Here is a 25,406-nt window from a genome sequence, read left to right as displayed (position 1 = left end):
GGACGGATGAAAAAGGTCTATGCGAGCGCGGATGCCGCGCTGGACGGCCTGTTGCATGACGGAATGTTGATCGCGGCCGGGGGCTTCGGGCTGTGCGGCATTCCCGAGCTGCTGATCGACGCGATCCTCAAGGCGGGCACCCGCGACCTGACCATCGCCAGCAACAACTGCGGCGTCGATGGCTTCGGCTTGGGCAAGCTGCTGGATTCGCGCCAGATCCGCAAGATGATCTCCTCCTATGTGGGCGAGAACGCGGAATTCATGCGCCAGTATCTGTCGGGCGAGCTGGAACTGGAATTCAATCCCCAGGGCACGCTGGCCGAGCGCATGCGCGCGGGCGGCGCGGGAATTCCCGGCTTCTACACGCGCACCGGTGTCGGCACCGTCATCGCCGAGGGCAAGGAACACAAGGAATTCGACGGCCAGACCTATATCCTCGAACGCGGCATCTTTGCGGATCTGTCGATCATCAAGGGCTGGAAGGCCGATGAATCGGGCAACGTGATCTTTCGCAAGACCGCGCGCAACTTCAACGTGCCGGCGGCGAAATGCGGCCGCGTCTGCGTCTGCGAAGTCGAGGAAATCGTGCCCACGGGCAGCCTTGATCCCGACAGCATCCACCTGCCGGGCATCTATGTGCATCGCCTGGTCCAGGGCCAGCACGAAAAACGCATCGAACAGCGCACCACCCGCAAGAAGGAGACCGCGTGATGGCCGGTTGGGATCGGAACCAGATGGCGGCCCGGGCCGCGCGGGAATTGCAGGACGGCTGGTATGTGAACCTGGGCATCGGTATTCCGACGCTGGTGGCCAACTATATCCCCGAGGGGGTCGAGGTCACGCTGCAATCGGAAAACGGCATGCTGGGCATCGGCCCCTTCCCTTATGAAGGCGAAGAGGATCCCGACCTGATCAACGCCGGCAAGCAGACGATCACTGAACTGCCGCAGACCGCCTATTTCGACAGCGCCGAAAGCTTCGCCATGATCCGCGGCGGCAAGATCGCCATGGCGATCCTGGGCGCGATGGAGGTGGCCGAAAACGGCGATCTGGCCAACTGGATGATCCCGGGCAAGCTGGTCAAGGGCATGGGCGGCGCCATGGATCTGGTCGCCGGCGTCGGCCGGGTGGTGGTGGTGATGGATCACACCAACAAGGCCGGCGAATCCAAGGTGCTGCGCGAATGCACCTTGCCGCTGACCGGGCAGAAGGTGGTGAACCGCATCATCACCAACCTCGGGGTTCTGGACGTGGTGCCCGGCGGGCTGAAGATCGTCGAGCTTGCCGATGGCGTGACCGAAGCCGAGCTGCGCGCCGCGACCGAGGCGACGATCGTCGATTGAACGACACCGGCCGGGGCGCGATCGCTGCCGCCCCGGCCGCCTTCAGCAAGGATGCCGATGCCCGCAGTGCCGCAGACCGATCCCGACGACATCGCGGCGCTGTTCACCCGCGACGGCCGGTATCTGTGCGCGCGCTGGGGCCGGCCAGTGGCGCCGGTGATCTTCGGCCTGGCCGACGAAAGCCTGGCGGTGTTCCGGCAGGCGACCGGGGCGGTGCTGGCCCATGCCGGCCATCCGCTGACCGAGACCGACCCGGAAATGGGCGCCAACATGCTGAGCTTTTTCGTGCGCGACTGGGACGAATTGTCGGGCCTGCCCGACTTCGACCGGCTGACCGGGCAACCGGGCCTGGCCCGGCGGCTGGCGGCGGGTTCGGCCGATCAATACCGGCTGTTCCGCTTTGACGCCGACGGCGCGATCCGGGCCTGCATCACCCTGGTCAACATGGGGGGCGCGCTGGCCGGGGCGCATCCGGGCCAGCTGGCCGAGACGCTGGCGGTGCGCGCCATGCTGACCTTTGCCCGCGACGTGACGCCATCGCTGCGGCTGGCGCAGATCATCCGCGCCGCCTATGACCCGATCCTGCCGGCCGTAGCGCGCGATCCGTCGCATGCGCTGCGCCTGGCGGCACGCCTGCCAGCATGAAGGGGGCAAGGATGCACCGCTTTTCCCTGCGCGTCTATTACGAGGACACCGACCTGGCCGGCATCGTCTATTATGCCAACTATCTGAAGTTCATCGAACGTGCCCGTTCGGAATGGTTGCGCGAATGCGGTGTCGACCAGCTGGCCATGCAACGCGACGGCCTGGTCTTTGCCGTGCGCCGGGTCGAGGCCGACTATCTGTCGCCCGCCCGTTTCGACGACGCGCTGACGGTGCGGTCGGTGCTGCATCAGCACACGGCAGCGCGGCTGGTGCTGGATCAGCAGGTTCTGCGCGGGGACGATCTGCTGTTTTCGGCGCGCGTCACCGTGGCCTGCGTCGGCGCCGGGGGGCGACCCGCGCGCATCCCCGCAGGGGTGTCTGCGGCCCTGCTGACGGATAATTGACGGCGCCGGGTCTTTGTCCCGACCGCCGCATCTGCTAGTGCCCGCTGGCAGAAGCCGCGCCCCAGCGGCCCAAAGGACAGGCCAGAATTCATGGAACAACTTGCCGCCGCCGGTCAGCCGGTCGATTTCTCGCTGATTGCCCTGTTTGCTCGCGCCTCGATCACGGTGCAGATCGTGATGGTGATCCTTGTGCTGGCCTCGTTCTGGGCATGGGCCATCATCATCCGCAAGTTCCTGGTCTATACTGCCGCGCGGCGCGAGGCTGACCGCTTCGACCGCGCCTTCTGGTCGGGCCAGCCGCTGGACGATCTTTACGACCGTATCGGCGATGCGCCCTCGGGCCCGGCCGAACGCATCTTTGCCGCCGGGATGAGCGAATGGCGCCGCAGCCACCGCGATGACGGCAACCTGATCGCCGGTGTCACGGCCCGTATCGACCGGGCGATGAACGTGGCCATCAACCGTGAAAACGACCGCCTGACGGGGGGGCTGCCGTTTCTGGCCACGGTGGGATCGACCGCGCCCTTCATCGGCCTGTTCGGCACCGTCTGGGGCATCAAGACCGCCTTCGAGGAAATCGCCATCTCGCAGAACACCTCGCTGGCGGTGGTCGCCCCCGGCATCGCCGAGGCGCTGGTCGCCACCGCGCTGGGGCTGCTGGCGGCGATTCCGGCGGTGATCTTCTACAACAAGCTCAGCGCCGATGCCGACCGGATCACCGGGAATTACGAAGCCTTTGCCGACGAATTCTCGACCATCCTGTCGCGTCAGCTGGATGACGAATAGATGGGCGCGGGTGTGATCAGGTGCGGTGCGGGCCGCGGCCGGGGCCGAGGGCGGGCGCGCAGCCAGCCGATGGCCGAAATCAACGTCACCCCCTTCGTGGATGTGATGCTGGTGCTGCTGATCATCTTCATGGTGGCGGCGCCGCTGCTGACGGTGGGGGTGCCGCTGGAACTGCCCAAGACGGCGGCGCAATCGGTGCCGGCCGAACCCGAAGAGCCGCTGGCCGTTTCCGTCACCCCCGAAGGCCCGATCCTGGTCATGACCACCGAGGTGCCCGAGGATCAGCTGATCCCCCGCCTGCGCGCGGTGGCGGCCGAACGACAAAGCGACAAGATCTATCTGCGCGCCGATGGTTCCATCCCCTATGCGCGGATCATGCAGGTGATGGGGGCGCTGAACGCGGCCGGCTTCAACAATATCGTGCTGGTGACCGATGCCGGCGGACCGCGCATGGACGCGGCATCGGGTGGCTAGACCATGGATCGCGCCGATCGCATCGGATACTGGGTGTCGGGTGTCGCCCATGCCGGCCTGATCGGGGCGGCGCTGGTCGGCGGGGCGCTGTTCCGGCCCCAGCCGCTGGAAGCGGTGCGCATGGCCGAGGTCGCCACCATGTCCGAGGCCGAGTTCCAGTCGCTGGCCGCCGCCGCTGCGGGACATGGTCCTCTGGCCGACGAAGCCGCCAGCACGCCCGCCCAGCCGCGCCCGCCCGCGGTCGAGGATCGCGCCGGCGCGCCGCAAGGGGTCGGCGCCCCCGCCACCGCGGGCGATGCGGCGGAACTTGCCGTGCCCGCGGCGCGGCCGGAAAGCCGCCCCGACCTGTCCGATCTTGCCAGGGCCGACCGTCCGGTCGCGGTGCTCAGCCGCACGCAGCAACCGGCTGCACCGGCAGAATCGGTCGATGTCGCCGCGCTGCCGCAGCCCGGCGACCGGCCTGACCCGGCGCGCAGCCCGGCCCCGATCGCGCAGCGTTCGGCACTGGCGCCGCTGGCCTCCAGCCGGCCGGTCGGGCGCCCGGATGGCCTGGCCGAGGCGGTGCAGGCCCGCCGCGCCGCGGCCGAGGCCGCGCGTCAGCGTCAGGAACTGCTGGCGCGCGAGCAGGCCGAGGCTGCAGCCGCAGAGACCGCTGCCCGCCAGGCCCAGGACGCCGCCGCCCGCCGCCAGGCCGAGGCCCGCGCCCAGGAAGAACGCCGCGAGGCCGCCCGTCGCCAGGCCGAGGCAGAAGCGGCGCGCGCCGCCGATGCCGCCGCCGCCCGCGCCCGGCGCGAGTCAGAGCAGAAGGCCGCCGCCGAACAGGCAGCCCGCGAACAGGCCGCGCAACAGAAGGCTGCCGCCGAGCGCCGTGCCGAGGCCGAGCGTCGCGCCGAGGCCGAGAAGGCGGCGGCGGAAAAGGCTGCCGCAGAAAAAGCAGCCGCCGAAAAGGCCGCCGCCGAAAAGGCTGCTGCCGCGAAAGCCGCAGCCGAAAAGGCGGCAGCGGAGAAAGCCGCAGCCGAAAAGGCCGCCGCCGAGAAAAAGGCCGCCGAGGCCCGGGAACGTGCCGAGGCCGAGCGTCGCGCCGAGGCCGAGCGCAAGGCCGCCCTGGCCAAGGCCCAGGCCGATCAGGCCGAGCAGGGTGCCGGCGCCAGCGGCGGGGGCGGGGGCGCCGTTGACGGGCCGCCGCTGTCGCAGGGCGAAAAGGACGGCTTCCGGGTGGCGGTCGAGCAATGCTGGAACCGCGGCTCGCTGTCGACCGAGGCCAGCCGCACCACGGTCTCGGTGCGCTTCTCGATGGCGCGCGACGGCACTGTGGAAAAGGGCTCGCTGCGCATGATCGGCCATGACGGCGGCTCGGAGGCGGCGGCGAAACAGGCTTATGAGGCCGCGCGCCGCGCGATCCTGATGTGCGAGCGCGGCGGCTATCGGCTGCCGGTCGAGAAATACAACCGCTGGAAGGACGTGATCATCGACTTCAACGCCAGCGGCACCGCGCGGGTGAAGTGACATGGCATCCGCGCATTTCAGACATTATCCTGCAACCAGACCTTACGAGGGCGATTCATGTTGCGTAGACTTCTTCTGACCTCGGTCATGGCCCTTGCTGGGCTGGGGCTTGTGGCGCCGGTGGCGGCGCAGGACGGTCCGCTGCGGATCGAGATCACCAATGGCGTGATCGAGCCGATGCCTTTTGCCATCGCCGCCTTTCACGACGAAGGCGGCGCCGGCGAGTATCTGGCAAAGGTGCAGCAGCTGATTGCGGCCGACCTGACCGGCACCGGCCTGTTCCGCGAAATACCTGCCAGCGCCCATATCGCGCGTCCCGACAGCTTCGACACTCCCGTCAGCTACGAGGACTGGAAGGCGATCAATGCCCAGGCGTTGATTACCGGCGCCGTCCGGGTCGAGGGCGGCAAGGTCATCGTCAAGTTCCGCCTGTTCGACGTCTTTGCCGGCCAGCCGCTGGGCGACGGCATGCAGTTCGATGCCGGCACCGGCAACTGGCGGCGCGCGGCGCACAAGGCGGCCGATCAGGTCTATGCCCGGCTGACCGGCGAAGGCCCCTATTTCGACAGCCGCGTGGCCTTCGTGCAGGAAAGCGGGCCCAAGGACGCGCGGCGCAAGCGCATCGGCATCATGGATTATGACGGCGCCAATGTGAAATGGCTGACCGACGATTCGGCGCTGGTGCTGAAGCCGCGTTTTTCGCCGGATGGTTCCAAGCTGCTTTACACCAGCTATGCCACCGGCTTTCCCCAGGCGATGCTGATGGATGTCAATACCCTGGCCAGCCGGCCGCTGGGATCGGGTCAGCAGGGCACGATGAGCTTTTCGCCGCGCTTTTCTCCGGACGGGCGCTGGATCGTCTATTCGCTGGAACAGAACGGCAATACCGACATCTATCAGATGGACGCCGCTTCGGGTGCGCAGCGGGCGCTGACCAATGCCCCCTCGATCGAGACCTCGCCCAGCTTCAGCCCCGATGGCAGCCAGATCGTGTTCGAAAGCGACCGTTCGGGGTCGCCCCAGCTTTACATCATGGGCGCCAATGGCGGCGAGCCGCGCCGCATCAGCTTTGGCGAGGGGCGCTATGGCACGCCGGTCTGGTCTCCGCGGGGCGACATGATCGCCTTTACCCGGCAGGTGGGGGGCAAGTTCCACATCGGGGTGATGCGCACCGACGGGTCCGAAGAAAAAATGCTGACGGAATCGTTCCTTGACGAAGGCCCGACCTGGGCCCCCAATGGGCGCGTTGTGATGTTCACGCGCGTGACCCCCGGCGGCAACGGCCAGCCGCGGCTTCATTCGGTGGATATCACCGGGCGCAACATGCGCCCGGTCGAGATCAGCGGCGCGGCTTCGGACCCCGATTGGGGTCCGCTGCTGCCCTAAGGCGCACGAGATGGACAGGATCATGAAACCAATCGTCAAACTTTCCGCCATTGCGGCCTTGCTGGTGCTGGCGGCCTGCGCCCGGCCGGCGCAGAATGTGCAGATCCAGGATCCCTATGCCGGCGCCGGCGGACCGGCGGGCGTGGGCAGTTCTGTCCTGCCCGGCAGTGCCGAATATTTCCGCACCAGTATCGGCGATACGGTGCTGTTCCCGCTGGATCAATCGACCCTGACCCCCGAGGCGCGGCTGATCCTGGCCAATCAGGCGGGTTGGCTGCGGCAGAATGCCGGCTTCAGCGCGCTGATCGAAGGTCATGCCGACGAACAGGGCACGCGTGAATACAACCTGGCGCTGGGCGCGCGACGCGCCAATTCGGTGCAGGAATATCTGATTTCGCAAGGCGTCCAGCCCGGGCGGCTGCGCACCGTCAGCTATGGCAAGGAGCGGCCGCTGGCGATCTGTTCGACCGAGGAATGCTTTACCAAGAACCGCCGCGCGGTGACGGTGGTCAGCCCCGGGGCGGGGATGTGATGGCGCGGGCGGCGTTTCGCGGCCTGCTGCTGTCGGCAGTCCTGGCGCTGCCGGCGCTGCCGGCGCTGGCGCAGGACAAGGCGCAGACCCTGGCAGACATTCGCGGGGAACTGGCGCGGCTTTCGGCCGATCTGCAGGCGCTGCGCGGCGAATTGGTGGCCTCGGGGCCGGCCGGTTTTGCCGCGGCCGGGGGCGACAGTGCCATCGACCGCATGAATGCGATGGAGGCGCGCTTGGCCGCCCTGACCGGGCAGACCGAACAGTTGCAGAACCGCATCGACAGGATCGTGAAGGATGGCACCACGCGCATCGGCGACATCGAGTTCCGCCTGTGCGAGATGGAGGAGGGCTGCGATCTGGGCAGCCTGACCACCCCGCCCCTGGGCGAGCAGGGTGGCGGCGCCCCGGCACCTGCGCCCGACCGGCAGGGTGCTTTGCAGAAATCCCAATCCCCCGTGGCCGGGGTCGCGACTGCCGCGGAACAGGCCGATTTCGACCGGGCCCGGGAGGTGCTCGGTCAAGGTGACTTTCGCCGCGCTGCCGAACTCTTCCAGGCCGTTGCCCAGACCCATGCCGGTGGTGCGCTGACGGCGCAGGCAATGTTCCTGCGCGGTGCGGCGCTGGATTCGGCGGGTGATCTGCAGGGGGCGGGGCTGGCCTGGCTGGACAGCTTTGCCGCCGATCCCGACGGCACCCATGCCCCGGATGCGCTGCTGGGTCTGGCGCGCGCCATGGCTGCGCGTGGCGGCCCGGCCGAGGGATGCTATTATCTTCAGGAAATCCTGGCCCGCTTTCCCTACTCCCCTCAGGCCGAAGAGGCCGAACGGCGCCTTGACGCCAGCCAATGCGCATTGGACGAGGCTCCGGCCGCAATCATGCCCGAAGCCATGACGGATCCCGAGGCGGCAGCGGATCTGGCGGATGGCGGCTAGCCCGCAACCTGTCGAGCAGGAGTTTCGCGCGGCAATGCGGGCGCTGATGGGCCCGGCGACAGGCGCAGTGGGCATTGCGCTGTCGGGGGGCGGGGATTCCATGGCACTGCTGCATCTGGCCCATCGCTGGGGTGCCGTCGGCTTGCGGGCGGCGACCGTGGATCACGGGCTGCGCCCGGAATCCGCGGCTGAAGCGACCTGGGCAGGGCAGGCTGCGGCGCGGCTTGGGGTTGCACATTCGGTCTTGCGCTGGCAGCCCGGGCCGGGCGGCAATCTGATGGCGGCGGCCCGCGAGGCGCGCTTGCGCTTGCTGGCAGACTGGGCGCGCGAACATCGGCTGGATGCGGTGCTGCTGGGCCATACCCGGGACGATCTGGCCGAAACCCTGCTGATGCGGCTGCAACGCGGTGCCGGTGTGGACGGGCTGGCGGCGATGGCGGCGCAACGACATGCCTGCGGCATGCTGTGGTTGCGCCCCCTGCTCGGATTGGGGCGGGAAGCCCTGCGCGAATGGCTGCGGGGCCAGGGGATTGACTGGATCGAAGATCCCAGCAACCAGAATCGCGATTTCGAGCGGGTTCGGATGCGCCAGACGCTTGCGGATTGCGGGCTGTCAGCGGCCCAAATGGCGCAGTCGGCAGCCAATCTGGAGATGGCGCGCGAAGCCTTGGCGCATTTCGCGTTGCTGGCTTCGCAGCGCGCGCAGGTGCGCGCCGGGTCGCTGCTGCTGCCGCTGACCGATTTCCGCGCCGCCCCCCGCGAAATCCGTCGCAGGCTGTTGGTGGCAGGTCTGCGCTTCGTCACCGGCGCGCCCTATGGCCCGCGCCGACAGCCGCTGCTGGACCTGTTGCGGCATCTCGACGCAGGGCCCACGCGGCAGACGCTGGCCGGGGTGATCGTGCAGGCCGATGCGCGCCACCTGTCGATGATGCGCGAGCCCGCCGCCGCGCTGCGGGCACCTCCGCTGCTTGGCATGGACGGGATCTGGGACGGGCGCTGGCGGGTGGATGGCCTGCGCCCGGACCAGCAGGTGCGGGCGCTGGGCCATGGGCCATTGGCCGATCTGGACTGGCGCGCCAGCGGTCTTGCCCGGGACGAGGCAGCCGCCAGTCCGGGGGTATGGCGCGGCGACCGTCTGCTTGCAGCGCCCGCCCTTGCGCCAGCATCGCAATGGGGGCTGCAGCCGCTGCGCAGCCTTGCGGATTACCACGCCTTGCTTCAAACGCATTGAACCTGACGCGGGAATGCCTATTTTCAGGCCAAAGCCTTTCTTCCCGCGGAGGACCTGCCCTTGGGCAATGCGCGCAATATCGCCTTCTGGGTGGTGCTGTTTCTGATGATCCTGGCGCTGTTCAATCTGTTCAGCGACGGCTCGGCCCAGATGAACAGCCGCCAGATCAGCTATTCCGATTTCATTCAGCGGGTCGACAAGGACGAGGTCAGCGCCGTCACCATCGACGGCGAGAACATCGCCATCACCGGCAAGGACGGCAAGCAATATGCCACGGTTCGGCCGCAGGGCGAGGACATCGCCGACCGGCTGATCGACAAGGGCGTCGACGTCCGTGTCGAACGCCAGCAGCAATCGGGCTTCATGTCGCTGCTGGGGGTGTGGCTGCCGTTCATCCTGCTGATCGGGGTGTGGATATTCTTCATGAACCGCATGCAGGGTGGCGGCAAGGGCGGGGCCATGGGCTTTGGCAAGAGCCGCGCCAAGCTGCTGACCGAAAAGCATGGCCGCGTCACCTTCGACGATGTGGCCGGCATCGACGAGGCCAAGGAAGAGCTGGAAGAGATCGTCGAATTCCTGCGCAATCCGCAGAAATTCAGCCGCCTGGGCGGCAAGATCCCGAAAGGCGCGCTGCTGGTCGGCCCGCCTGGCACCGGCAAGACGCTGCTGGCGCGCGCCATCGCGGGCGAGGCCGGCGTGCCGTTCTTTACCATCTCGGGTTCGGATTTCGTCGAGATGTTCGTGGGCGTCGGCGCCAGCCGCGTGCGCGACATGTTCGAACAGGCCAAGAAATCGGCGCCCTGTATCGTGTTCATCGACGAAATCGACGCAGTTGGCCGCGCCCGCGGCGTCGGCATCGGCGGCGGCAATGACGAACGCGAACAGACGCTGAACCAGCTGCTGGTCGAAATGGACGGCTTCGACGCCAATGAAGGCGTTATCATCATCGCCGCCACCAACCGCAAGGATGTGCTTGACCCGGCGCTGCTGCGTCCCGGCCGCTTCGACCGCCAGATCTATGTCGGCAACCCGGACATCAAGGGCCGCGAGAAGATCCTGGCGGTGCATTCGCGCAAGGTGCCGGTGGGGCCCGACGTCGATCTGCGCATCATCGCCCGTGGCACGCCCGGATTTTCCGGCGCCGATCTGATGAATCTGGTCAACGAGGCGGCGCTGATGGCGGCACGCATCGGCCGACGCTTCGTCACCATGGAAGATTTCGAGAATGCCAAGGACAAGGTGATGCTGGGCGTGGAACGCCGCAGCATGGTCCTGACCCCCGAGCAGAAGGAAAAGACCGCCTATCACGAGGCCGGCCATGCCATTGTGGGCCTCAGCCTGCCGAAATGCGACCCGGTCTACAAGGCGACGATCATTCCGCGCGGCGGCGCCTTGGGCATGGTGGTCAGCCTGCCGGAGATGGACCGCCTCAACTTTCACAAGGACGAGGCCAAGCAGCGCCTGGCGATGACCATGGCCGGCAAGGCCGCCGAGATCATCAAATACGGCGAAGAGGGCGTGTCGAACGGTCCGGCGGGCGATATCCAGCAGGCCAGCCAGCTGGCGCGGGCCATGGTGATGCGCTGGGGCATGTCAGACAAGGTCGGCAATATCGACTATTCCGAGGCGCATGAGGGCTATCAGGGCAATACCGGGGGCTTTTCGGTGTCCGCTGCCACCAAGGAGCTGATCGAGAAGGAAGTCCACGACCTGATTGAGGAGGGCTATCAGACCGCCTATCGCATCCTGACCGAGAAACATGAGGAGTTCGAGCGCCTGGCCAAGGGGTTGCTGGAATATGAGACCCTTACCGGCGAGGATATCGGTCGGGTGATCCGCGGCGAGCCCTTGGGCGGCAATGATGACACACCCAGTTCCTCGATCCCCTCGGTCAGCGCGATCCCCCGTGCGGGGGCTGCAAAACCGAATCCCGAGGTGGCGCCGCAGACCTGACCCGGTGGTCCGCCACCCGATCTCAAACATGCCCCTCGCAGTCGCTTGCGGGGGGCATGTCTTGATGACAACTCTGCCGATGCCCGGCCATGCCGGAGGGCGGCAGGGCCCGATGGCGACCCGGACCGGCTACAGCAGCAGCAGGGCCACCGCCCCCAAGGCCAGGCCCAGGCCGAATCCCAGATTGATGACAAGACTGGCTGCTTTCATGTCGTATCCTTCTGAACGAAGCAGGCCTGCGGCCCTGTTGCAGTTGAACCTGAAACCGGGATTCGTGCCAGTTTGTTCCCCTATCGGCGGAAAATCGCCGAGAGTATGCGACATATCGGCCACATCTTGCCGATGGGGACGCTTGCCTTGCGGCTCGGACCGGGGCAAGCCTGCAGCATGAGTCAGGACGATCTTCCCTTGCCCCCGCAATCCGCCATGCACGACCTGCGCGCGCGCATCGATGCGCTTGACGCGCGGCTTGTCCGCCTGCTGGCGGAACGATCGGCGCTGATCGACGAGGCGGCGCGGATCAAGCTGCGCGAAGGCTTGCCCGCACGCATCGAAGCCAGGGTCGAAGAGGTTGCCGCCCACGCGCGGCGTCAGGCCCTGCTGGCCGGTCTGGACCCGGATCTTGCCGAACGATTGTGGCGCCTGATGATGGAGCATTTCATCGCGCAAGAGGACCGCTTTCTGGCGGCGGCGCGTGAACAGGGCGGCGATCGAACTTGATCACACCGGGATCATCGTTCCCTGCAACAGGGCGATGTGCTTGCGGCCTTGCGCCGTCAGCGCCCAAACATCGGCAGCAACAACGGTGATGCGACGGCCGGCGCGGATCACCCGCCCTTCGGCCAGCAGGCTGTCACCCACGGCCGGGGCCATCAGGTTGATCTTCATCTCGACCGTCATCACCTCGGCCTCGGGCGGCAGCAGCGTCAGTGCCGCATAGCCCGCGGCGCTGTCGCCGATGCTGAAGGCCAGACCGGCGTGACCGGCGCCGTGCTGCTGGCGGGCCAGGGGCAGGATGGGCGCGCGGATGCTGACCCTGCCGGGGGCGATGGCATCCAGGCATGCGCCGAGCGTCTGCATCATCGTCTGACGGTCGAAACTGGTGCGGATACGACGGTCGAGTTCATCCATCGAACAGGCTTTCCTGGGTTCGGGGGGCATCAAGCCCCAGGTGGCGCCAGCCCAGCCGCGCCAGCATGCGCCCGCGCGGGGTGCGGCTGACCAGGCCCTGCTGCATCAGATAGGGCTCGATCACCTCCTCGATCGCGTCGCGGCTTTCGGACAGGGCGGCGGCCAGGGTTTCGACCCCGACCGGCCCGCCGCCGTAATGTTCTGCGATCAGGCCCAGATAACGGCGGTCGGCGGTATCCAGCCCCAGGTGATCCACACCCAGCCGGGTCAGGGCGCTGTCGGCGATGTCGCGGGTCAACCGGCCGTCGCCCTCGACCAGGGCAAAATCGACCACGCGGCGCAACAGCCGTCCGGCGATGCGCGGCGTGCCGCGGGCGCGGCGGGCGATTTCGCGGGTGCCGGCCGGTTCGGCGGCAATGCCCATCAGCCGCGCCCCGCGCGACACGATCAGGTCCAGTTCGTCGATGGTATAGAATTCAAGCCGGGTGGGGATGCCAAAGCGATCGCGCAGCGGTGTGGTCAGCAACCCCAGCCGCGTCGTTGCCCCGACCAGGGTAAAGGGCTGCAATTCGATGCGGACCGTGCGCGCGGCCGGGCCTTCGCCGATCACCAGGTCCAGCTCGAAATCCTCCATCGCCGGATACAGGATTTCCTCGACCGCGGGGTTCATGCGGTGGATCTCGTCGATGAACAGCACGTCGCGGGCTTCCAGATTGGTCAGGATCGCCGCCAGATCGCCGGCGCGCGCCAGCACCGGCCCCGAGGTCATCTTGAAATTCACCCCCAGCTCGCGGGCCATGATCTGTGCCAGCGTGGTCTTGCCCAGCCCGGGGGGGCCGTGAAACAGTGTGTGATCCATGGCCTTGCCGCGCAGCCGGGCGCTTTCGACGAACACGCGCAGGTTGGCGCGGGCTTCGGCCTGGCCCACAAAATCCTCAAGCCGCTGCGGTCGCAGGGCACGATCCTCGGCGTCGGTGTCCAGCGCCTGCGGGCGCAGCAGCGGATCGGGCTGGATCATGCACCCCCCCAAGGCCCCGAAGGCTCGCGCCCGCCCGCGGCGGGGATGCGCGAGGGCGCATAGGCCGCGCCGGGGCCGCGCCCGCCCGTGCCGCCGCCGGCCATGGCCTGCAGCCGAGCGATGCGTTCCTCGGTCGGGGGGTGGGTGGCGAACAGCCGGTCCATCCGCATCGCATGCAACGGGTTGATGATGAACATTGCGGCCGAGGCCGGGTTGCGTTCGGCCGGGATATTGACGACCCGGCCGGCGGCGCGGGCGATCTTGGCCAGGGCAGCGGCCAGGGCCAGCGGCTGGCCGCAGATCTGTGCGCCTTCGCGATCGGCTTCGTATTCGCGGGTGCGCGAGATCGCCATCTGCACCAGTCCCGCCGCCATCGGGGCAAAGATCATCGCCAGCAGCGCCCCCAGCCCGCCGCCGCGATTGTCCTCGCGCCCGCCCAGCATCGACGAGAACATCATCATGTTCCCCAGCATGGCGATGGCCCCGGCCATGGTGGCGGTGACGGTCATCGTCAGGGTGTCGCGGTTCTTGATATGGGCAAGCTCATGGGCGATCACCCCGGCCAGCTCGTCGCGGTCCAGCACCCGCATGATGCCCTGGGTCACGGCGACGGCGGCGTTTTCCGGGTTGCGGCCGGTGGCGAAGGCGTTCGGTTGGTCGGTTTCCAGCACATAGACCTTGGGCATGGGCAACTGGGCGCGCTGCGCCAGTTCCGCCACCATATCGACCAGTTCGGGGGCCTGCTGGCGGGTGACCAGATGCGCGCCCTGCTGGCGCAGCACCATCTTGTCGCTGTTCCACCACGCAAACAGGTTGCCCGCCCCCGCCATGACCAGCGCGATGACTGCGCCGCCCTGGCCGCCCAGCAGCCAACCCATGGCCATGACCAGCGCGGTCAGGGCCGCCATCAACACAAAGGTGCGCATGTTTCCGTTCATTGCTCACTCCTTCGGCGCCAGCAGCCGCAGGGCTGCGCGGATCAACGTCGCCGTCGTGGCCTGGGGTTCCCGGCCGGCGGCCTCGGCCACCGCGGCGGCGGCCTCGGACGGAGCATAGCCCAGATTTCCCAGCGCCGAGAGGGCTTCGGCCGTGGCCTGCGCCGTTGCGGCGGCCGGTGCGGCGGGCGTTGCGGGCCGCGCGGCCGGCGCGGGTGCATCCTGGTCATCGGTCAGCGGGCCGGGATCGACGCTGAGCCCGCCGCCCAGCGACATGATCGCGGGCGCCTTGTCCTTCAGTTCCATCACCACGCGCTGCGCCAGCTTGGGCCCGACGCCGGGCGCGCGGCGCAGCGCCGACCAGTCGCCCAGTGCCAGCGCCCGGCCCAGACCGTCCGGGCCCAGCGTGCCCAGGATCGCCAGCGAGACCCGGGCCCCCACCCCCTGGACCGAGATCAGCAGCCGGTGCCATTCCTTTTCCACCAGCGTCGGAAAGCCGAACAGTTGCAACAGATCCTCGCGCACCAGCAATTCGGTATAAAGCGCCACCGCCTGGCCCGCCGGGGGCAGCGCCGCGGCGGTGCGTTCGCTGACATGCACGATATAGCCGACGCCGCGCACGTCGATCAGCACATGGTCCTGAGCCCGGTGCAGGATGGTTCCGGCGATGCGACCGATCATGCCCGCACCTTGATGCGCAAGCTGCGGCCCTGCAGGTGATGGGCGTGACAGATGGCCACCGCCAGGGCATCGGCGGCATCGGGGCCGGCAAATTCCACCCCGGGCAGCAGAAAGCCGACCATATGCTGGATCTGTTCCTTGCCGGCATGGCCGACGCCGACCACGGTCTTTTTCACCGCATTGGGGGCGTATTCGCCAATGCTCAGCCCGGCCTCGGCCGGGGCGAGCAGCGCGATCCCGCGCGCCTGACCCAGCTTCAGCGTGCCGACAGCGTCCTTGTTGACAAAGGTCTGCTCGACGGCGGCGCTGTCGGGACGGTGCCGGGCGATGACCGCGCACAGCCCGCGATACAGCGCCGACAGCCTGGCCCCCAGATCGTCCCCCTCGGAATGGACGATACCATTGCCAAGGTGCCGCATCCGTGGCCCGTCCACGGCGATCACGCCCCATCCCATGTTGCGCAATCCGGGGTCTATGCCGATGATCTTCATGCCCGTCCCGAACAGATTTTCCCCATCGCTAGCACGAAAGGCGAACATCGAACAGGTGCAAGTTCCGGTTTGGCTTGACAAAAGGGCCCCACCCCGAAACAAAACCGCATGTCTCCTGCTGTGATTGCTCTTTTGCCTTTCGTCGGGGCCCTGTTGCCGGGCCTGTTTTATCGTCTGGGTCGGAATGCCACGGCGCTTGCATGCGGCCTGGCCAGTCTGGCGGCCTTGATCGGGCTTTGCCTGCATGTTCCTGCGGTCATGGCTGGCCAGCCGGTCATGACCCGTCTGGAATGGTTGCCGTCGCTGGGGCTGAACGCCAGCTTTCGCATCGACGGGCTGGGGCTGCTGTTCGGCATCCTGATCCTGGGGATCGGGGTGCTGATCATCACCTATGCCCGCTTCTACCTGTCCGAGCGCGAGAATTTTCCGCGCTTCATGACCTATCTGATGCTGTTCCAGGGCGCGATGACGGGCATCGTGCTGTCGGACAACATCCTGCTGTTGCTGGTGTTCTGGGAACTGACCTCGCTGTCGTCCTTTCTGCTGATCGGCTGGTGGGGCCACAAGGCCGAGGGGCGGCAAGGCGCGCGCATGGCGCTGACCGTGACCGGCATGGGCGGGCTGGCGATGATCGCGGGGATGCTGCTTCTGGGCCAGGTCGCCGGCAGCTTCGAGCTTTCCGATATCCTGCAGGCCGGGCCGGCGATCCAGGCCAGCCCGCTTTATCTGCCGGCGCTGCTGCTGATCGTGCTGGGCGCATTCACCAAATCGGCGCAGTTCCCGTTCCATTTCTGGTTGCCGCACGCGATGGCCGCGCCCACGCCGGTCTCGGCCTATCTGCATTCGGCGACAATGGTCAAGGCGGGGCTGTTCCTGCTGGCCCGGCTGTGGCCGGTGCTGGCCGGGACCGAGGCCTGGTTTTATCTGGTGGCCACCGGCGGGCTGATCACCATGGTGCTGGCCGCCTGGATCGCGCTGTTCCGCGACGATCTGAAATCGCTGCTGGCGTTCTCGACGGTGTCGCATCTGGGGCTGATCACGATGCTGCTGGGCTTTGGCACCAAGGCGGCGGCGGTGGTGGCGATGCTGCACATCGTCAACCATGCCACCTTCAAGGCGGCGCTGTTCATGGTCGCCGGCATCATCGACCACGAGGCCGGCACCCGTTCGGTGGCCCGTCTGGGCGGGCTGCGCCGGCTGATGCCGGTGACCTTTGTCATCTGCACGCTGGCGGCACTGTCGATGGCGGGGATTCCGCCGCTGAACGGCTTTCTGTCCAAGGAGCTGATGCTTGAACAGGCTGCTGAGACCAGCTGGCACGGCCAGCCCTGGCTGATCGCTGCGCTGGCCACGCTGGGGGCGATGCTCTCCGTGGGCTATTCGCTGCGGCTGATCTGGCAGGTGTTCTTGGGCCCCGAGCGCAGCGATTACCCGCATCGCCCGCACGATCCCGGGCCGGGGTTGCTGGCCTCGCCTGTGGTGCTGGTGGCCTTGGTGGTGCTGATCGGGCTGATGCCGAACCTGATGGCCGGCTGGCTGGTCGAGGCGGCGGCAGGCGCGGTTACCGGGGCCGAGGTGCATCCGCATTTCAAGCTGTGGCACGGTGTCACCCTGGCGCTGAAGCTGTCGGTGATCGCGGTGCTGGGTGGGGCGGTGCTGCTGGCGTTGCAGCCGCGGCTGGTGGCGCTGCGCCGGCAGGTGGCCTGGCCCGACGCCAAGGCCACCTTCGATGCCGTGGTCGCGGCGGTGACGCGCGCCGCGGTGGCCTTGACCGGGCGGCTGACCAACGGGTCGATGTCGCGCGCCTTTGCCGCCTTCGTGCTGACGGTGCTGCTGAGCGGGCTGTGGGCCTTTTCCACCGGCCGCTATGGCGGCGCCACCCGGCCGATGCTGCCGGTCGAGCCGGTGGTTCTGATCGGATGGGTCATGCTGATGGTCGCGACCGCCTGCATGGTCGCATTCCACCGTCTGCGCATCCTGGCGCTGGTCCTGGTGGGCATCATCGGGCTGATGGTATCCTGCGCCTTTGTCTATCTGTCGGCCCCGGATCTGGCGTTGACCCAGATCTCGGTCGAGGTGGTGACGGTGATCCTGCTGTTGCTGGCGCTGAACTTCCTGCCGAAGTTCACCATCGTGGACAGCGCCGACAGCAAGCGCGGGCTGGATGCCTTCATCGCCGTGGCTGCCGGGCTGGGCTTCGGGGCGCTGGCCTATGTGGTGATGCGCAGCGGCTTCGCCTTTCCGACGATTTCGGACTACATGCTGGCCAACAGCTACAAGCTGGGCGGCGGCACCAATGTGGTCAACGTCATCCTGGTCGATTTCCGCGGCTATGACACCTTTGGCGAGATCACCGTGCTGGGCATCGCGGCGCTGACCATCTTTGCGCTGACCGAAAACCTGTTCCAGGGCCGTTCGGGGGCGCGGTTGCGCAACTGGTCGCACGACAGCCGCCGCGCGGGCGAACGTCATCCGCTGATGCTGGTGGTGCCGACGCGGCTGGTGCTGCCCTTCCTGCTGGTGATCGGCATCTACATCTTCCTGCGCGGGCACAACATGCCGGGCGGCGGCTTTATCGCCGGTCTGGTGGTGTCGGTGGCGCTGGTATCGCAATACATGGCCTCGGGCTATGAATGGGCCGAACAGCGCCAGCGCATCAATTACCACGCGCTGATCGGGGCGGGGGTGATCGCTGCGGGGGTGACCGGCATCGGGGCATGGTTCTTCGACCGGCCGTTCCTGACCTCGGCCTTCGGCTATGTGAAGCTGCCCGGGATCGAGAAGTTCGAACTGGCCTCGGCCATGGGCTTCGACCTGGGCGTTTTTCTGTGCGTGCTGGGCGCGGTGATGCTGGCGCTGAACTCGCTGGCGCGGATCGCGCGGCAGGCGCGCGGCGAGGCGGAGGTGCGCTGATGGAACTGCTGATTTCCAGTGCGATCGGGATGATGACGGCTGCCGGCATCTATCTGATCCTGCGTCGGCGCAGCTTTGCGGTGGTGCTGGGCATGACCATGCTCAGCTATGCGATCAACCTGTTCCTGTTCTCTTCGGGCCGGCTGATGGTCGGGGCGCCGCCGATCCTGGTCGAGGGCGCGCCCCACAGCGACCCTTTGCCGCAGGCGCTGGTGCTGACCGCCATCGTGATCTCCTTTGGCATGACCGCGGTTCTGGTGATGATGGCCCTGGGCGCGTTCCTTGAAGGCGGCGATGACCGGGTCGACATGCCCCGCGCCGACCGCGAGCCGGAGGACCGCGCATGATGGATCACGTGCTGATCGCGCCGGTGCTGTTGCCGGCGGTGATGGGATCGTTGATCATCCTGACCCTGCGCGAGGATCTGCGCGGCCAGCGGCTGCTGTCGCTGACCGGCACCGCGCTGCTGCTGCTGCTGGGGGGGATGCTGCTGGCGCAGGCGCATGGCGGACAGGTGCATGTCTATCGCCTGGGCAACTGGGCAGCGCCTTTCGGGATCGTGCTGATGCTGGACCGGCTGGCGGCGCTGATGGTGGCGCTGACGGCGCTGCTGGCGCTGGTGGTGCTGATCTATGCAATCGGCGCTGGCTGGGACCGGCGCGGCCGGCATTTCCATGCGCTGTGGCAATTCCAGCTGATGGGTGTCTGCGGCGCCTTCCTGACCGGGGACGCCTTCAACCTGTTCGTGTTCTTCGAGGTGCTGCTGATCGCCAGCTACGGGCTGATGATCCATGGCGGCGGCGAGATGCGGCTGCGCGCCGGGGTGCAATACATCGCCTTCAACCTGGCCGGCTCGACCCTGTTCCTGGCGGCGCTGGGCGTGCTTTACGCGGTCACGGGAACGCTGAACATGGCCGACATGGCGCAGCGCGTGGCCGAGATGCCCGCCCAGGACACTGCCCTGCTGCGGGTGGGGGCGGTGCTGCTGATGCTGATGTTTGCCATCAAGGCGGCGCTGGTGCCGCTGCATTTCTGGCTGCCCTCGACCTATGCGAACGCGCCGGGACCGGTGACGGCGCTGTTTGCGATCATGACCAAGGTGGGCGTCTATGGCATCATCCGCTTCTTCACCATGGTATTTCCCCGCGACGCGGTGATCGAGACGGTGGTCGCGGACCTGTTGCTGCCGGCGGCGCTGTTCACGCTGGTCATTGGCCAGTTCGGGATTCTGGGCGCGCGGCACCTGGGGCGGATGGCGGCCTTTGCCATCATCGGTTCGGTCGGCACGCTGGTGATCGCGGTGGCCCAGTTCACGCCGCAGGCCACGGCGGCGGCGATCTATTACCTTGTCCATTCCACCCTGGCAGGCGCGGCGCTGTTCCTGGTGGTGGATCTGATCGGCCAGCGTCGCGGCGATCTGTGGCTGCGTCCGGGCGCCCGGCTGCCGGGCGCGCTGGCGGCACTGTTCTTTGTCAGCGCCATCGCCGTTGCCGGGATGCCGCCGCTGTCGGGTTTTATCGGCAAGCTGCTGGTGATGCAGGCCAGCCTGCAATCGCCTGCGGTCGTCTGGATATGGACGGTAATCCTGGTCACCTCGCTGGTGGCGATCTACGGGTTCAGCCGTGCCGGCTCGTTGCTGTTCTGGAAAAGCGACGGGCCGGCGACGGGCGAACCGATGCCGCCACTGGCGGTTCTGGCCGTGGGGCTGCTGCTGGCGGGTCTGGTGGCGCTGAGCCTGCTTGCGCAGCCGGCAATGCGCTTTGCCAGCCAGACCGCGGCGCAGCTGCATGATCCCGACAGCTACCTGCCCGCCGTCCTGCTGCAACAGGAGGGCACGAAATGATGCGCCGTCTGTTCCCCCATCCCTGGCTGTCGCTGGTGCTGACGGCGACCTGGCTGCTGCTGGTGAATGGCTGGTCGGTGGGTTCGCTGATCTTTGCCGCGATGCTGGGGCTGGTGGTGCCGTGGTTGACCGCGCCCTATTGGCCCGGCGCGCGGGGGTTGACCCGACCGGGCAAGGTGCCGGCCTATGTCGCCCTGGTGTTGTGGGACATTGTGCGGGCCAATTTCACCGTGGCGCGAATCGTTCTGTTCACGCCGCGTCATGCGCTGCGCCCGGCCTGGATCGTTGTGCCGCTGGACCTGACCCGGCCCGAGGCGATCGTCACGCTTGCGTCGACCATCACGCTGACCCCGGGCACTGTCAGCTGCGACATGTCCGACGATGGGCGCGCGCTGCTCGTCCATGCCATGCACGCCCCCGATCCGGATGCGGTGCTGCATGACATCAAGACGCGATACGAGGCCAGGTTGAAGGAGATTTTCGAATGATCGAGCTTGCCCTGAGCTTTGCCTACGGTTGTTTCGGGCTGGCGCAGCTTTTCTGCCTGTATCGGGTGGTGGTGGCGCCGGGTCTGTCGGACCGGGTTCTGGCGCTGGATACGATGGCGATCAACATGATCGCTCTGCTGACCATCTTTGGCATCGATCGCGGCACCGCAATCTATTTCGAGGCCTCGCTGCTGTTTGCGATGATGGGATTCGTGTCGACCGTGGCCTATGCGAAATTCGTCCTGCGCGGCGACATCATCGAATAGGGGGATAGGACATGATCGCCGAGATCGTTGTTTCCGCGCTGCTGGTCATCGGCGGGATATTCGGGCTGGTCGGATCCTATGGCCTGGTCAAGCTGCCCGATCCGATGACGCGCCTGCACGCCCCGACCAAGGCGGCGACGCTGGGGGTAGGCACGACGCTGATCGCCTCGATGATCTGGTTTCCGACCCACCTGGGCCGAATCACCTGGCATGAGCTGCTGATCACGCTGTTTCTGTTCATCACCGCGCCGGTGACCGGTTATTTCATCGCCAAGGCGCATATGCACCTGGGATGGAAGCGGCGCGAACTGCCGCCGCCGCCCCATGGCCGGGTCTGGACCGTGTTCGACGATCCGGAAAAGCCGGACCTGCCGCGCTAGTGTCTTGAAACCTGCGCGCTGATTGCAGACAGCATCCGCGCGCCGACGGGTCTGTCGCGGAGCCGGCCCTAGATCAGGCCGGCATGCGCCATGGCTTCGTCGATCCGCCCGCGGGTCTGGTCCGACAGCCCGACAAGCGGCAGGCGCACGCGTTCGTCGCACATGCCCAGACGCGACAGGGCGTATTTTGCCCCGGCGACACCGGGTTCAAGGAAAATGGCCACATGCAGCGGCATCAGCCGGTCCTGGTATTCCAGCGCCTTGGCGTAATCCCCGGCCAGCGTCGCCTGCTGGAACTCGGCGCATAGCCGCGGGGCCACATTGGCGGTGACCGAAATGCAGCCGACCCCGCCATGGGCGTTGAAGCCCAGCGCGGTGGCATCCTCGCCCGACAGCTGGATGAAGTCAGGGCCGCAGCTGGCGCGTTGCATCGACACCCGCTCCAGCTTGCCGGTAGCATCCTTGACGCCGACGATGCGCGGCAGTCGTGCCAGTTCGCCCATGGTTTCGGGCGTCATGTCGATGACCGAGCGTCCGGGGATGTTGTAGATGATGATGGGCAGGTCGCTGGCATCGTGCAGGGCGGTGTAATGCGCGATCAGCCCCTGCTGGGTAGGCTTGTTGTAATAGGGGGTGACGACCAGCGCCGCATCGGCTCCGGCCTTTTGCGCATGCTGGACCAGCCCGATCCCCTCGCGGGTCGAGTTCGACCCCGCACCGGCGATCACCGGCACCCTGCCGGCGGTGATGCGCACGACCTCTTCGATGACCAGGCGGTGTTCTTCGTGGCTCAGCGTCGGGCTTTCGCCGGTGGTGCCCACCGGCACCAATCCGTGAGAACCCTGCTCGATATGCCAGTCCACAAGCTTTCGCAGCGCGGGAAGATCCAGTTCCCCATCCGGGGTGAATGGCGTGACCAGCGCGGGCATGGAGCCTTTGAACATCTGCTTATCCTGACATTGATTGCCGCATGGCCTTACATCCAGCGCCGCCGCTTGCCAAGGATGTGAGTTGCGGCGGCGCCCGCAACCACGCAGAAATGAAGCCATGATGTATCCTTTGCGTGACAGCACGCTGCGCCTGGGGCGCCTGATGCCGATGCTGGCCTTGCTGCTGGCGCTGGCCACGCCGCCGGCGGCGGCCGAGGATCTGGGGGCGCTGTCGCGTGCCCTGGCGGCTGCGGGCGCGCGCGACTGGGAACAGGCCGGTCGGCTGGCGGCGCAATCCGGACCCATCGCCACCGATCTGGTGCTGTGGCAGCGCCTGCGTGCGGGCCAGGGCAGTTGGGCCGAGTATCGCGATTTTGCCGCCCGCAATGCCGACTGGCCGGGAATGGCGCTGTTCTGGCGCCGCGGCGATGCGCTGCTGCGCCCCGACCTGCCGCCGGCCGAGGTGATCGCCTGGTTCGGAACGCGCGCGCCCGATACGGTGAACGGGGCGCTGGCGCTGGTCGCGGCGCTGAAGGCCACGGATGCCGAGGCCGGGCGTCAGGCCGCGCGGCGTTTCTGGCAGGAACAGCCGCTGACCGCGGCGGATGCGCAGCAGTTTCTGGCCGCGCATGGCGAAGATGTGGCCGACCTGCACGATGCGCGGCTGGCGCATTTGCTGGATCTGGGGGAATGGCAGGCCGCGCAGGTGGTGCTGCCCATGGCCTCGCCCGCGGCGCAGGCATTGGGCAGGGCGCGGCTGGCACTGCAATCGGGGCAGGCCGGGGTGGATGCGCTGATCCTGGCGCTGCCCGCCGCGCAGCAGGCCGATGCCGGCCTGGCGCTCGACCGGTTTCGCTGGCGGGTATGGGCCAAGCTGCCCGACCTGGCGCGCGATCTGATGCTGGAACGCTCGACCAGCGCCGAGGCGCTGCGCGACCCGGCCGCCTGGGCGGGAAAACGTGCCGATTATGCCCGTGCTGCCCTGCGCCGTGGCGATTGGGCGCTGGCCGAGCGGCTGGCGGGCGCGCATTTCCTGCCCGAGGGCAGCGAGGCCTTTCTGGATCTGGAATGGCTGGCCGGCTATGGCGCGCTGCGCGCAGGTGCGGCCGACCGTGCGCTGACGCATTTCCAGCGGCTTGAGCGTGCCTCGGCCAGTCCGATCTCGCTGTCGCGGGCGCTTTACTGGCAAGGCCGGGCGCATGAGCGGGCTGGCCGCGCGGCCGAGGCAGAGGCGGCCTTCGGACGTGCGGCGGGCTGGCAATCGGCCTGGTATGGCCAATTGGCCGCCGAGCGGCTGGGGCTGGGGATGCAGGCCGAGCTGGCGCTGCCCGGCCAGGGCTGGGACAGCTTGCCGGAATGGCGCGGCGCGGCCCTGCGCAATGATCGCATCTGGCAGGCTGGCGTGTGGTTGATGGCCGCCGGACAGCCCGATCAGGGCCAGAGGTTCTTTCTGCATCTGGCGGAAACGGCCGCGCCCGAGGATATCGGCCGCATGGCGCGGCTGATGCTGGAAATGCGTCTGCCCTGGCATGCGCTGCGCCTGGCCAAGGCCGCCGCCGCCAAGGGCGTGGTCTATCCCGCCGCCTATTTCCCGCTGACCGGCCTGGAACAGCAGGAGCTGGACCTGCCGCCGGAACTGGTCATGGCCATTGCCCGCCGCGAAAGCGAGTTCAACCCGACGGTGGCGTCACATGCCGGGGCGCTGGGGCTGATGCAGGTGATGCCCGACACCGCCCGGGCCATGGCCCGGCGTCTGGGCGAGCCTTTCGACCAGGCGCGGCTGACGCGGGACGGGGCCTATAACGCGCGGCTGGGCGCGGCCTATCTGCGCGGGTTGCGTGAACGTTTCGGCCCCTCGATCGCGCTGGTGGCGGCGGGCTATAACGCCGGGCCCGGCCGTTCGGCGCGCTGGTTGCAGGATTTTGGCGATCTGCGCGACAGCGTGGATCCTGTCGACTGGGTCGAGATGATCCCCTTTGACGAAACCCGCAATTACGTGATGCGCGTGGCCGAATCGCTGCCGATCTATCGCGCCCGCATCAAGGGGGCGCCGGTGCCGCTGGTGCCCAGCTGGGACTTGACCGGCGGCGGCATCCGCCCGGCCCCGCCGGCGCCGCCGGTGCGGCTGGCGGTTTCGGCCCGGCCGATGCTGTCGGCACGCGCCCTGCGCCATTATGCAGCCGGCGGTGTCCTGGCCGAGGTGCTGGGGCCGCCCGCAGCCGAACAGACCGCGGCGGCCGAGGCCGAAAAGGCCAGCCCGCCCGGCACTGTCACGCAATGACGGCGTGACGACAACGGGCCGGATGCGGAATCAGTCGGCGCTGCGCAGGATGCCGGCGAATTCGTCGAAGACCTGCGGGTTGGCGGCCAGGATGCTGCCCGATTCGATGGGGCTGGCGTCGCTGCGGATCGATTCGGCGAATCCGCCTGCCTCCTTGACCAGAAGGATGCCGGCGGCAACGTCCCAGGACTTGATGCCGCGTTCCCAATAACCTTCGTAGCGGCCGGCGGCGACATAGGCCATGTCCAGCGAGGCCGCGCCCCAGCGCCGCACGCCGGCGGTCACCGGCATCAGCCGCGACAGGTCGCGCAGCGTCGCGGGCAGCGTGCCGCGGCCGCCAAAGGGCACGCCGGTGGCAAAGATCGATTCGATCATCTGGCGGCGGGCCGACACCCGGATGCGGCGATCGTTCAGAAAGGCGCCATCGCCCTTTTCGGCGGTGAACAGTTCATCCTTGGCCGGATCGAACACCACCGCCGCCACGATCTCGCCCTTGTGCTCGAGCGCGATGCTGACCGCCCAATGCGGCAGGCCGTGCAGGAAGTTGGTGGTGCCGTCGAGCGGATCGACGATCCAGCGCCGGGTCGGATCCTCGCCGGCCTCTTCGCCGGTCTCCTCGCCGATCCAGCCATAGTTCGGCCGCGCGCCGCGCAGTTCTTCCTTGATGATGCGTTCTGCCTCGCGGTCGGCGCGGCTGACGAAATCGCCCGCGCCCTTGACCGAGACCTGCAGGTTTTCCACCTCGCGGAAATCCTTGACGAGGCTGCGGCCCGCCTTGCGCGCGGCCTTGATCATGATGTTGAGATTGGCGCTGGCCATGGGGTTTCCTTTTTGGGGATTGGCCCCCGTTTAGGACAA

Annotated in this window: 28 protein-coding genes; 20 read left to right on the top strand and 8 right to left on the bottom strand. The window is 67.6% G+C overall.

All coding sequences use genetic code 11. The annotated features are described in order from the left end of the window. Positions 1-6: 6 nt before the first annotated feature. The 12 genes from GB880_RS02600 to ftsH all read left to right on the top strand — a co-directional run bounded on the left by GB880_RS02600 (position 7) and on the right by ftsH (position 11,192). A complete protein-coding gene (locus GB880_RS02600; protein WP_154493953.1) occupies positions 7-711 on the top strand; it encodes a CoA transferase subunit A in 705 nt (234 codons plus the stop codon). Continuing rightward, positions 711-1,343 carry a 3-oxoacid CoA-transferase subunit B gene (locus GB880_RS02595; RefSeq protein ID WP_154493952.1) on the top strand — a complete coding sequence of 211 codons (633 nt, stop codon included), beginning with the start codon at positions 711-713 and terminating at the stop codon, positions 1,341-1,343. The genes GB880_RS02600 and GB880_RS02595 overlap by 1 nt, the downstream gene beginning before the upstream one ends. 57 nt (positions 1,344-1,400) lie before the next feature. Further along, positions 1,401-1,988, top strand: a complete 588-nt coding sequence (locus GB880_RS02590; protein WP_154493951.1) for a hypothetical protein — start codon at positions 1,401-1,403, stop codon at positions 1,986-1,988. Between the two features lie 11 nt (positions 1,989-1,999). Further along, positions 2,000-2,392 carry a tol-pal system-associated acyl-CoA thioesterase gene (gene ybgC / locus GB880_RS02585; protein ID WP_154493950.1) on the top strand — a complete coding sequence of 131 codons (393 nt, stop codon included), beginning with the start codon at positions 2,000-2,002 and terminating at the stop codon, positions 2,390-2,392. A 90-nt stretch (positions 2,393-2,482) separates the two neighbouring features. Then, complete coding sequence (tolQ, locus tag GB880_RS02580) at positions 2,483-3,178, top strand: protein TolQ (protein ID WP_154493949.1); 696 nt, start codon at positions 2,483-2,485, stop codon at positions 3,176-3,178. Beyond that, positions 3,179-3,652: an ExbD/TolR family protein gene (locus GB880_RS02575; RefSeq protein WP_154493948.1), complete on the top strand. Its 474-nt coding sequence runs from the start codon at positions 3,179-3,181 to the stop codon at positions 3,650-3,652. It begins immediately after the preceding gene. 3 nt (positions 3,653-3,655) lie between these two features. Then, positions 3,656-5,158 carry a protein TolA gene (locus GB880_RS02570; RefSeq protein WP_263467262.1) on the top strand — a complete coding sequence of 501 codons (1,503 nt, stop codon included), beginning with the start codon at positions 3,656-3,658 and terminating at the stop codon, positions 5,156-5,158. Between the two features lie 75 nt (positions 5,159-5,233). Beyond that, positions 5,234-6,544: a Tol-Pal system beta propeller repeat protein TolB gene (gene tolB, locus GB880_RS02565; RefSeq protein WP_442793779.1), complete on the top strand. Its 1,311-nt coding sequence runs from the start codon at positions 5,234-5,236 to the stop codon at positions 6,542-6,544. A 22-nt stretch (positions 6,545-6,566) separates the two neighbouring features. Beyond that, on the top strand, positions 6,567-7,076 hold the full coding sequence (gene pal / locus GB880_RS02560) for a peptidoglycan-associated lipoprotein Pal (protein WP_154492000.1): 510 nt from the start codon (positions 6,567-6,569) through the stop codon (positions 7,074-7,076). After that, positions 7,076-8,008, top strand: a complete 933-nt coding sequence (locus GB880_RS02555; protein ID WP_154491997.1) for a tetratricopeptide repeat protein — start codon at positions 7,076-7,078, stop codon at positions 8,006-8,008. The genes pal and GB880_RS02555 overlap by 1 nt, the downstream gene beginning before the upstream one ends. Continuing rightward, entirely contained in the window at positions 7,998-9,239 is a 1,242-nt protein-coding gene (gene tilS, locus GB880_RS02550; protein ID WP_154491994.1) for a tRNA lysidine(34) synthetase TilS, read from the top strand. The genes GB880_RS02555 and tilS overlap by 11 nt, the downstream gene beginning before the upstream one ends. Before the next feature lie 60 nt (positions 9,240-9,299). Further along, complete coding sequence (gene ftsH / locus GB880_RS02545) at positions 9,300-11,192, top strand: ATP-dependent zinc metalloprotease FtsH (protein ID WP_154491991.1); 1,893 nt, start codon at positions 9,300-9,302, stop codon at positions 11,190-11,192. Positions 11,193-11,321: 129 nt separating this feature from the next. Here ftsH and GB880_RS02540 read toward each other — a convergent pair whose 3' ends face one another. Continuing rightward, positions 11,322-11,516: a hypothetical protein gene (locus GB880_RS02540; protein WP_154491988.1), complete on the bottom strand. Its 195-nt coding sequence runs from the start codon at positions 11,514-11,516 to the stop codon at positions 11,322-11,324. 63 nt (positions 11,517-11,579) lie between these two features. On the opposite strand from GB880_RS02540, the gene GB880_RS02535 reads away from it, so the two are divergent. After that, a complete protein-coding gene (locus GB880_RS02535) occupies positions 11,580-11,912 on the top strand; it encodes a chorismate mutase (RefSeq protein ID WP_154491985.1) in 333 nt (110 codons plus the stop codon). Here GB880_RS02535 and GB880_RS02530 read toward each other — a convergent pair whose 3' ends face one another. Genes GB880_RS02530 through ruvC form a run of 5 tightly spaced genes read right to left on the bottom strand, consistent with a single transcriptional unit; the run spans position 11,913 to position 15,448 of the window. Continuing rightward, positions 11,913-12,323: a PaaI family thioesterase gene (locus tag GB880_RS02530; protein WP_154491982.1), complete on the bottom strand. Its 411-nt coding sequence runs from the start codon at positions 12,321-12,323 to the stop codon at positions 11,913-11,915. Continuing rightward, complete coding sequence (ruvB, locus tag GB880_RS02525; RefSeq protein WP_154491979.1) at positions 12,316-13,341, bottom strand: Holliday junction branch migration DNA helicase RuvB; 1,026 nt, start codon at positions 13,339-13,341, stop codon at positions 12,316-12,318. Before ruvB ends, GB880_RS02530 begins: the two co-directional genes overlap by 8 nt. Further along, positions 13,338-14,279, bottom strand: coding sequence for a zinc metalloprotease HtpX (gene htpX / locus GB880_RS02520; RefSeq protein ID WP_263467261.1), 942 nt, complete (start codon positions 14,277-14,279; stop codon positions 13,338-13,340). The genes ruvB and htpX overlap by 4 nt, the downstream gene beginning before the upstream one ends. 3 nt (positions 14,280-14,282) lie before the next feature. Beyond that, positions 14,283-14,957, bottom strand: a complete 675-nt coding sequence (gene ruvA / locus GB880_RS02515; protein ID WP_263467260.1) for a Holliday junction branch migration protein RuvA — start codon at positions 14,955-14,957, stop codon at positions 14,283-14,285. Further along, positions 14,954-15,448, bottom strand: coding sequence for a crossover junction endodeoxyribonuclease RuvC (gene ruvC / locus GB880_RS02510; RefSeq protein ID WP_154493120.1), 495 nt, complete (start codon positions 15,446-15,448; stop codon positions 14,954-14,956). The genes ruvA and ruvC overlap by 4 nt, the downstream gene beginning before the upstream one ends. 108 nt (positions 15,449-15,556) lie before the next feature. Between ruvC and GB880_RS02505 the strand changes: the two genes are divergently transcribed. Genes GB880_RS02505 through GB880_RS02480 form a run of 6 tightly spaced genes read left to right on the top strand, consistent with a single transcriptional unit; the run spans position 15,557 to position 21,338 of the window. Then, complete coding sequence (locus tag GB880_RS02505; protein ID WP_154493122.1) at positions 15,557-18,361, top strand: monovalent cation/H+ antiporter subunit A; 2,805 nt, start codon at positions 15,557-15,559, stop codon at positions 18,359-18,361. Then, complete coding sequence (locus GB880_RS02500) at positions 18,361-18,708, top strand: Na+/H+ antiporter subunit C (RefSeq protein WP_154493124.1); 348 nt, start codon at positions 18,361-18,363, stop codon at positions 18,706-18,708. Before GB880_RS02505 ends, GB880_RS02500 begins: the two co-directional genes overlap by 1 nt. After that, positions 18,708-20,204, top strand: a complete 1,497-nt coding sequence (locus tag GB880_RS02495) for a monovalent cation/H+ antiporter subunit D (RefSeq protein WP_154550696.1) — start codon at positions 18,708-18,710, stop codon at positions 20,202-20,204. Before GB880_RS02500 ends, GB880_RS02495 begins: the two co-directional genes overlap by 1 nt. Then, entirely contained in the window at positions 20,201-20,692 is a 492-nt protein-coding gene (locus GB880_RS02490) for a Na+/H+ antiporter subunit E (protein WP_154493126.1), read from the top strand. The genes GB880_RS02495 and GB880_RS02490 overlap by 4 nt, the downstream gene beginning before the upstream one ends. Next, on the top strand, positions 20,689-20,958 hold the full coding sequence (locus GB880_RS02485; RefSeq protein ID WP_154493128.1) for a K+/H+ antiporter subunit F: 270 nt from the start codon (positions 20,689-20,691) through the stop codon (positions 20,956-20,958). Before GB880_RS02490 ends, GB880_RS02485 begins: the two co-directional genes overlap by 4 nt. An 11-nt stretch (positions 20,959-20,969) precedes the next feature. Then, the gene (locus tag GB880_RS02480) at positions 20,970-21,338 is read left to right on the top strand and encodes a Na+/H+ antiporter subunit G (RefSeq protein WP_154493130.1); all 369 of its coding nucleotides are present in this window, start codon (positions 20,970-20,972) and stop codon (positions 21,336-21,338) included. A gap of 68 nt (positions 21,339-21,406) precedes the next feature. Here GB880_RS02480 and dapA read toward each other — a convergent pair whose 3' ends face one another. Further along, positions 21,407-22,282, bottom strand: coding sequence for a 4-hydroxy-tetrahydrodipicolinate synthase (gene dapA / locus GB880_RS02475; RefSeq protein ID WP_154493132.1), 876 nt, complete (start codon positions 22,280-22,282; stop codon positions 21,407-21,409). 106 nt (positions 22,283-22,388) lie between these two features. On the opposite strand from dapA, the gene GB880_RS02470 reads away from it, so the two are divergent. After that, positions 22,389-24,548 carry a lytic transglycosylase domain-containing protein gene (locus tag GB880_RS02470; RefSeq protein WP_263467259.1) on the top strand — a complete coding sequence of 720 codons (2,160 nt, stop codon included), beginning with the start codon at positions 22,389-22,391 and terminating at the stop codon, positions 24,546-24,548. A gap of 30 nt (positions 24,549-24,578) precedes the next feature. On the opposite strand, the gene GB880_RS02465 is transcribed toward GB880_RS02470, so the two are convergent. Next, a complete protein-coding gene (locus GB880_RS02465) occupies positions 24,579-25,367 on the bottom strand; it encodes an inositol monophosphatase family protein (RefSeq protein ID WP_154493134.1) in 789 nt (262 codons plus the stop codon). Between the last annotated feature and the right edge of the window lie 39 nt (positions 25,368-25,406).

Source organism: Paracoccus sp. SMMA_5_TC, from assembly GCF_009696685.2.
Taxonomy (GTDB): Bacteria; Pseudomonadota; Alphaproteobacteria; order Rhodobacterales; family Rhodobacteraceae; genus Paracoccus.
This window is presented reverse-complemented; position numbering and strand designations above follow the sequence as displayed.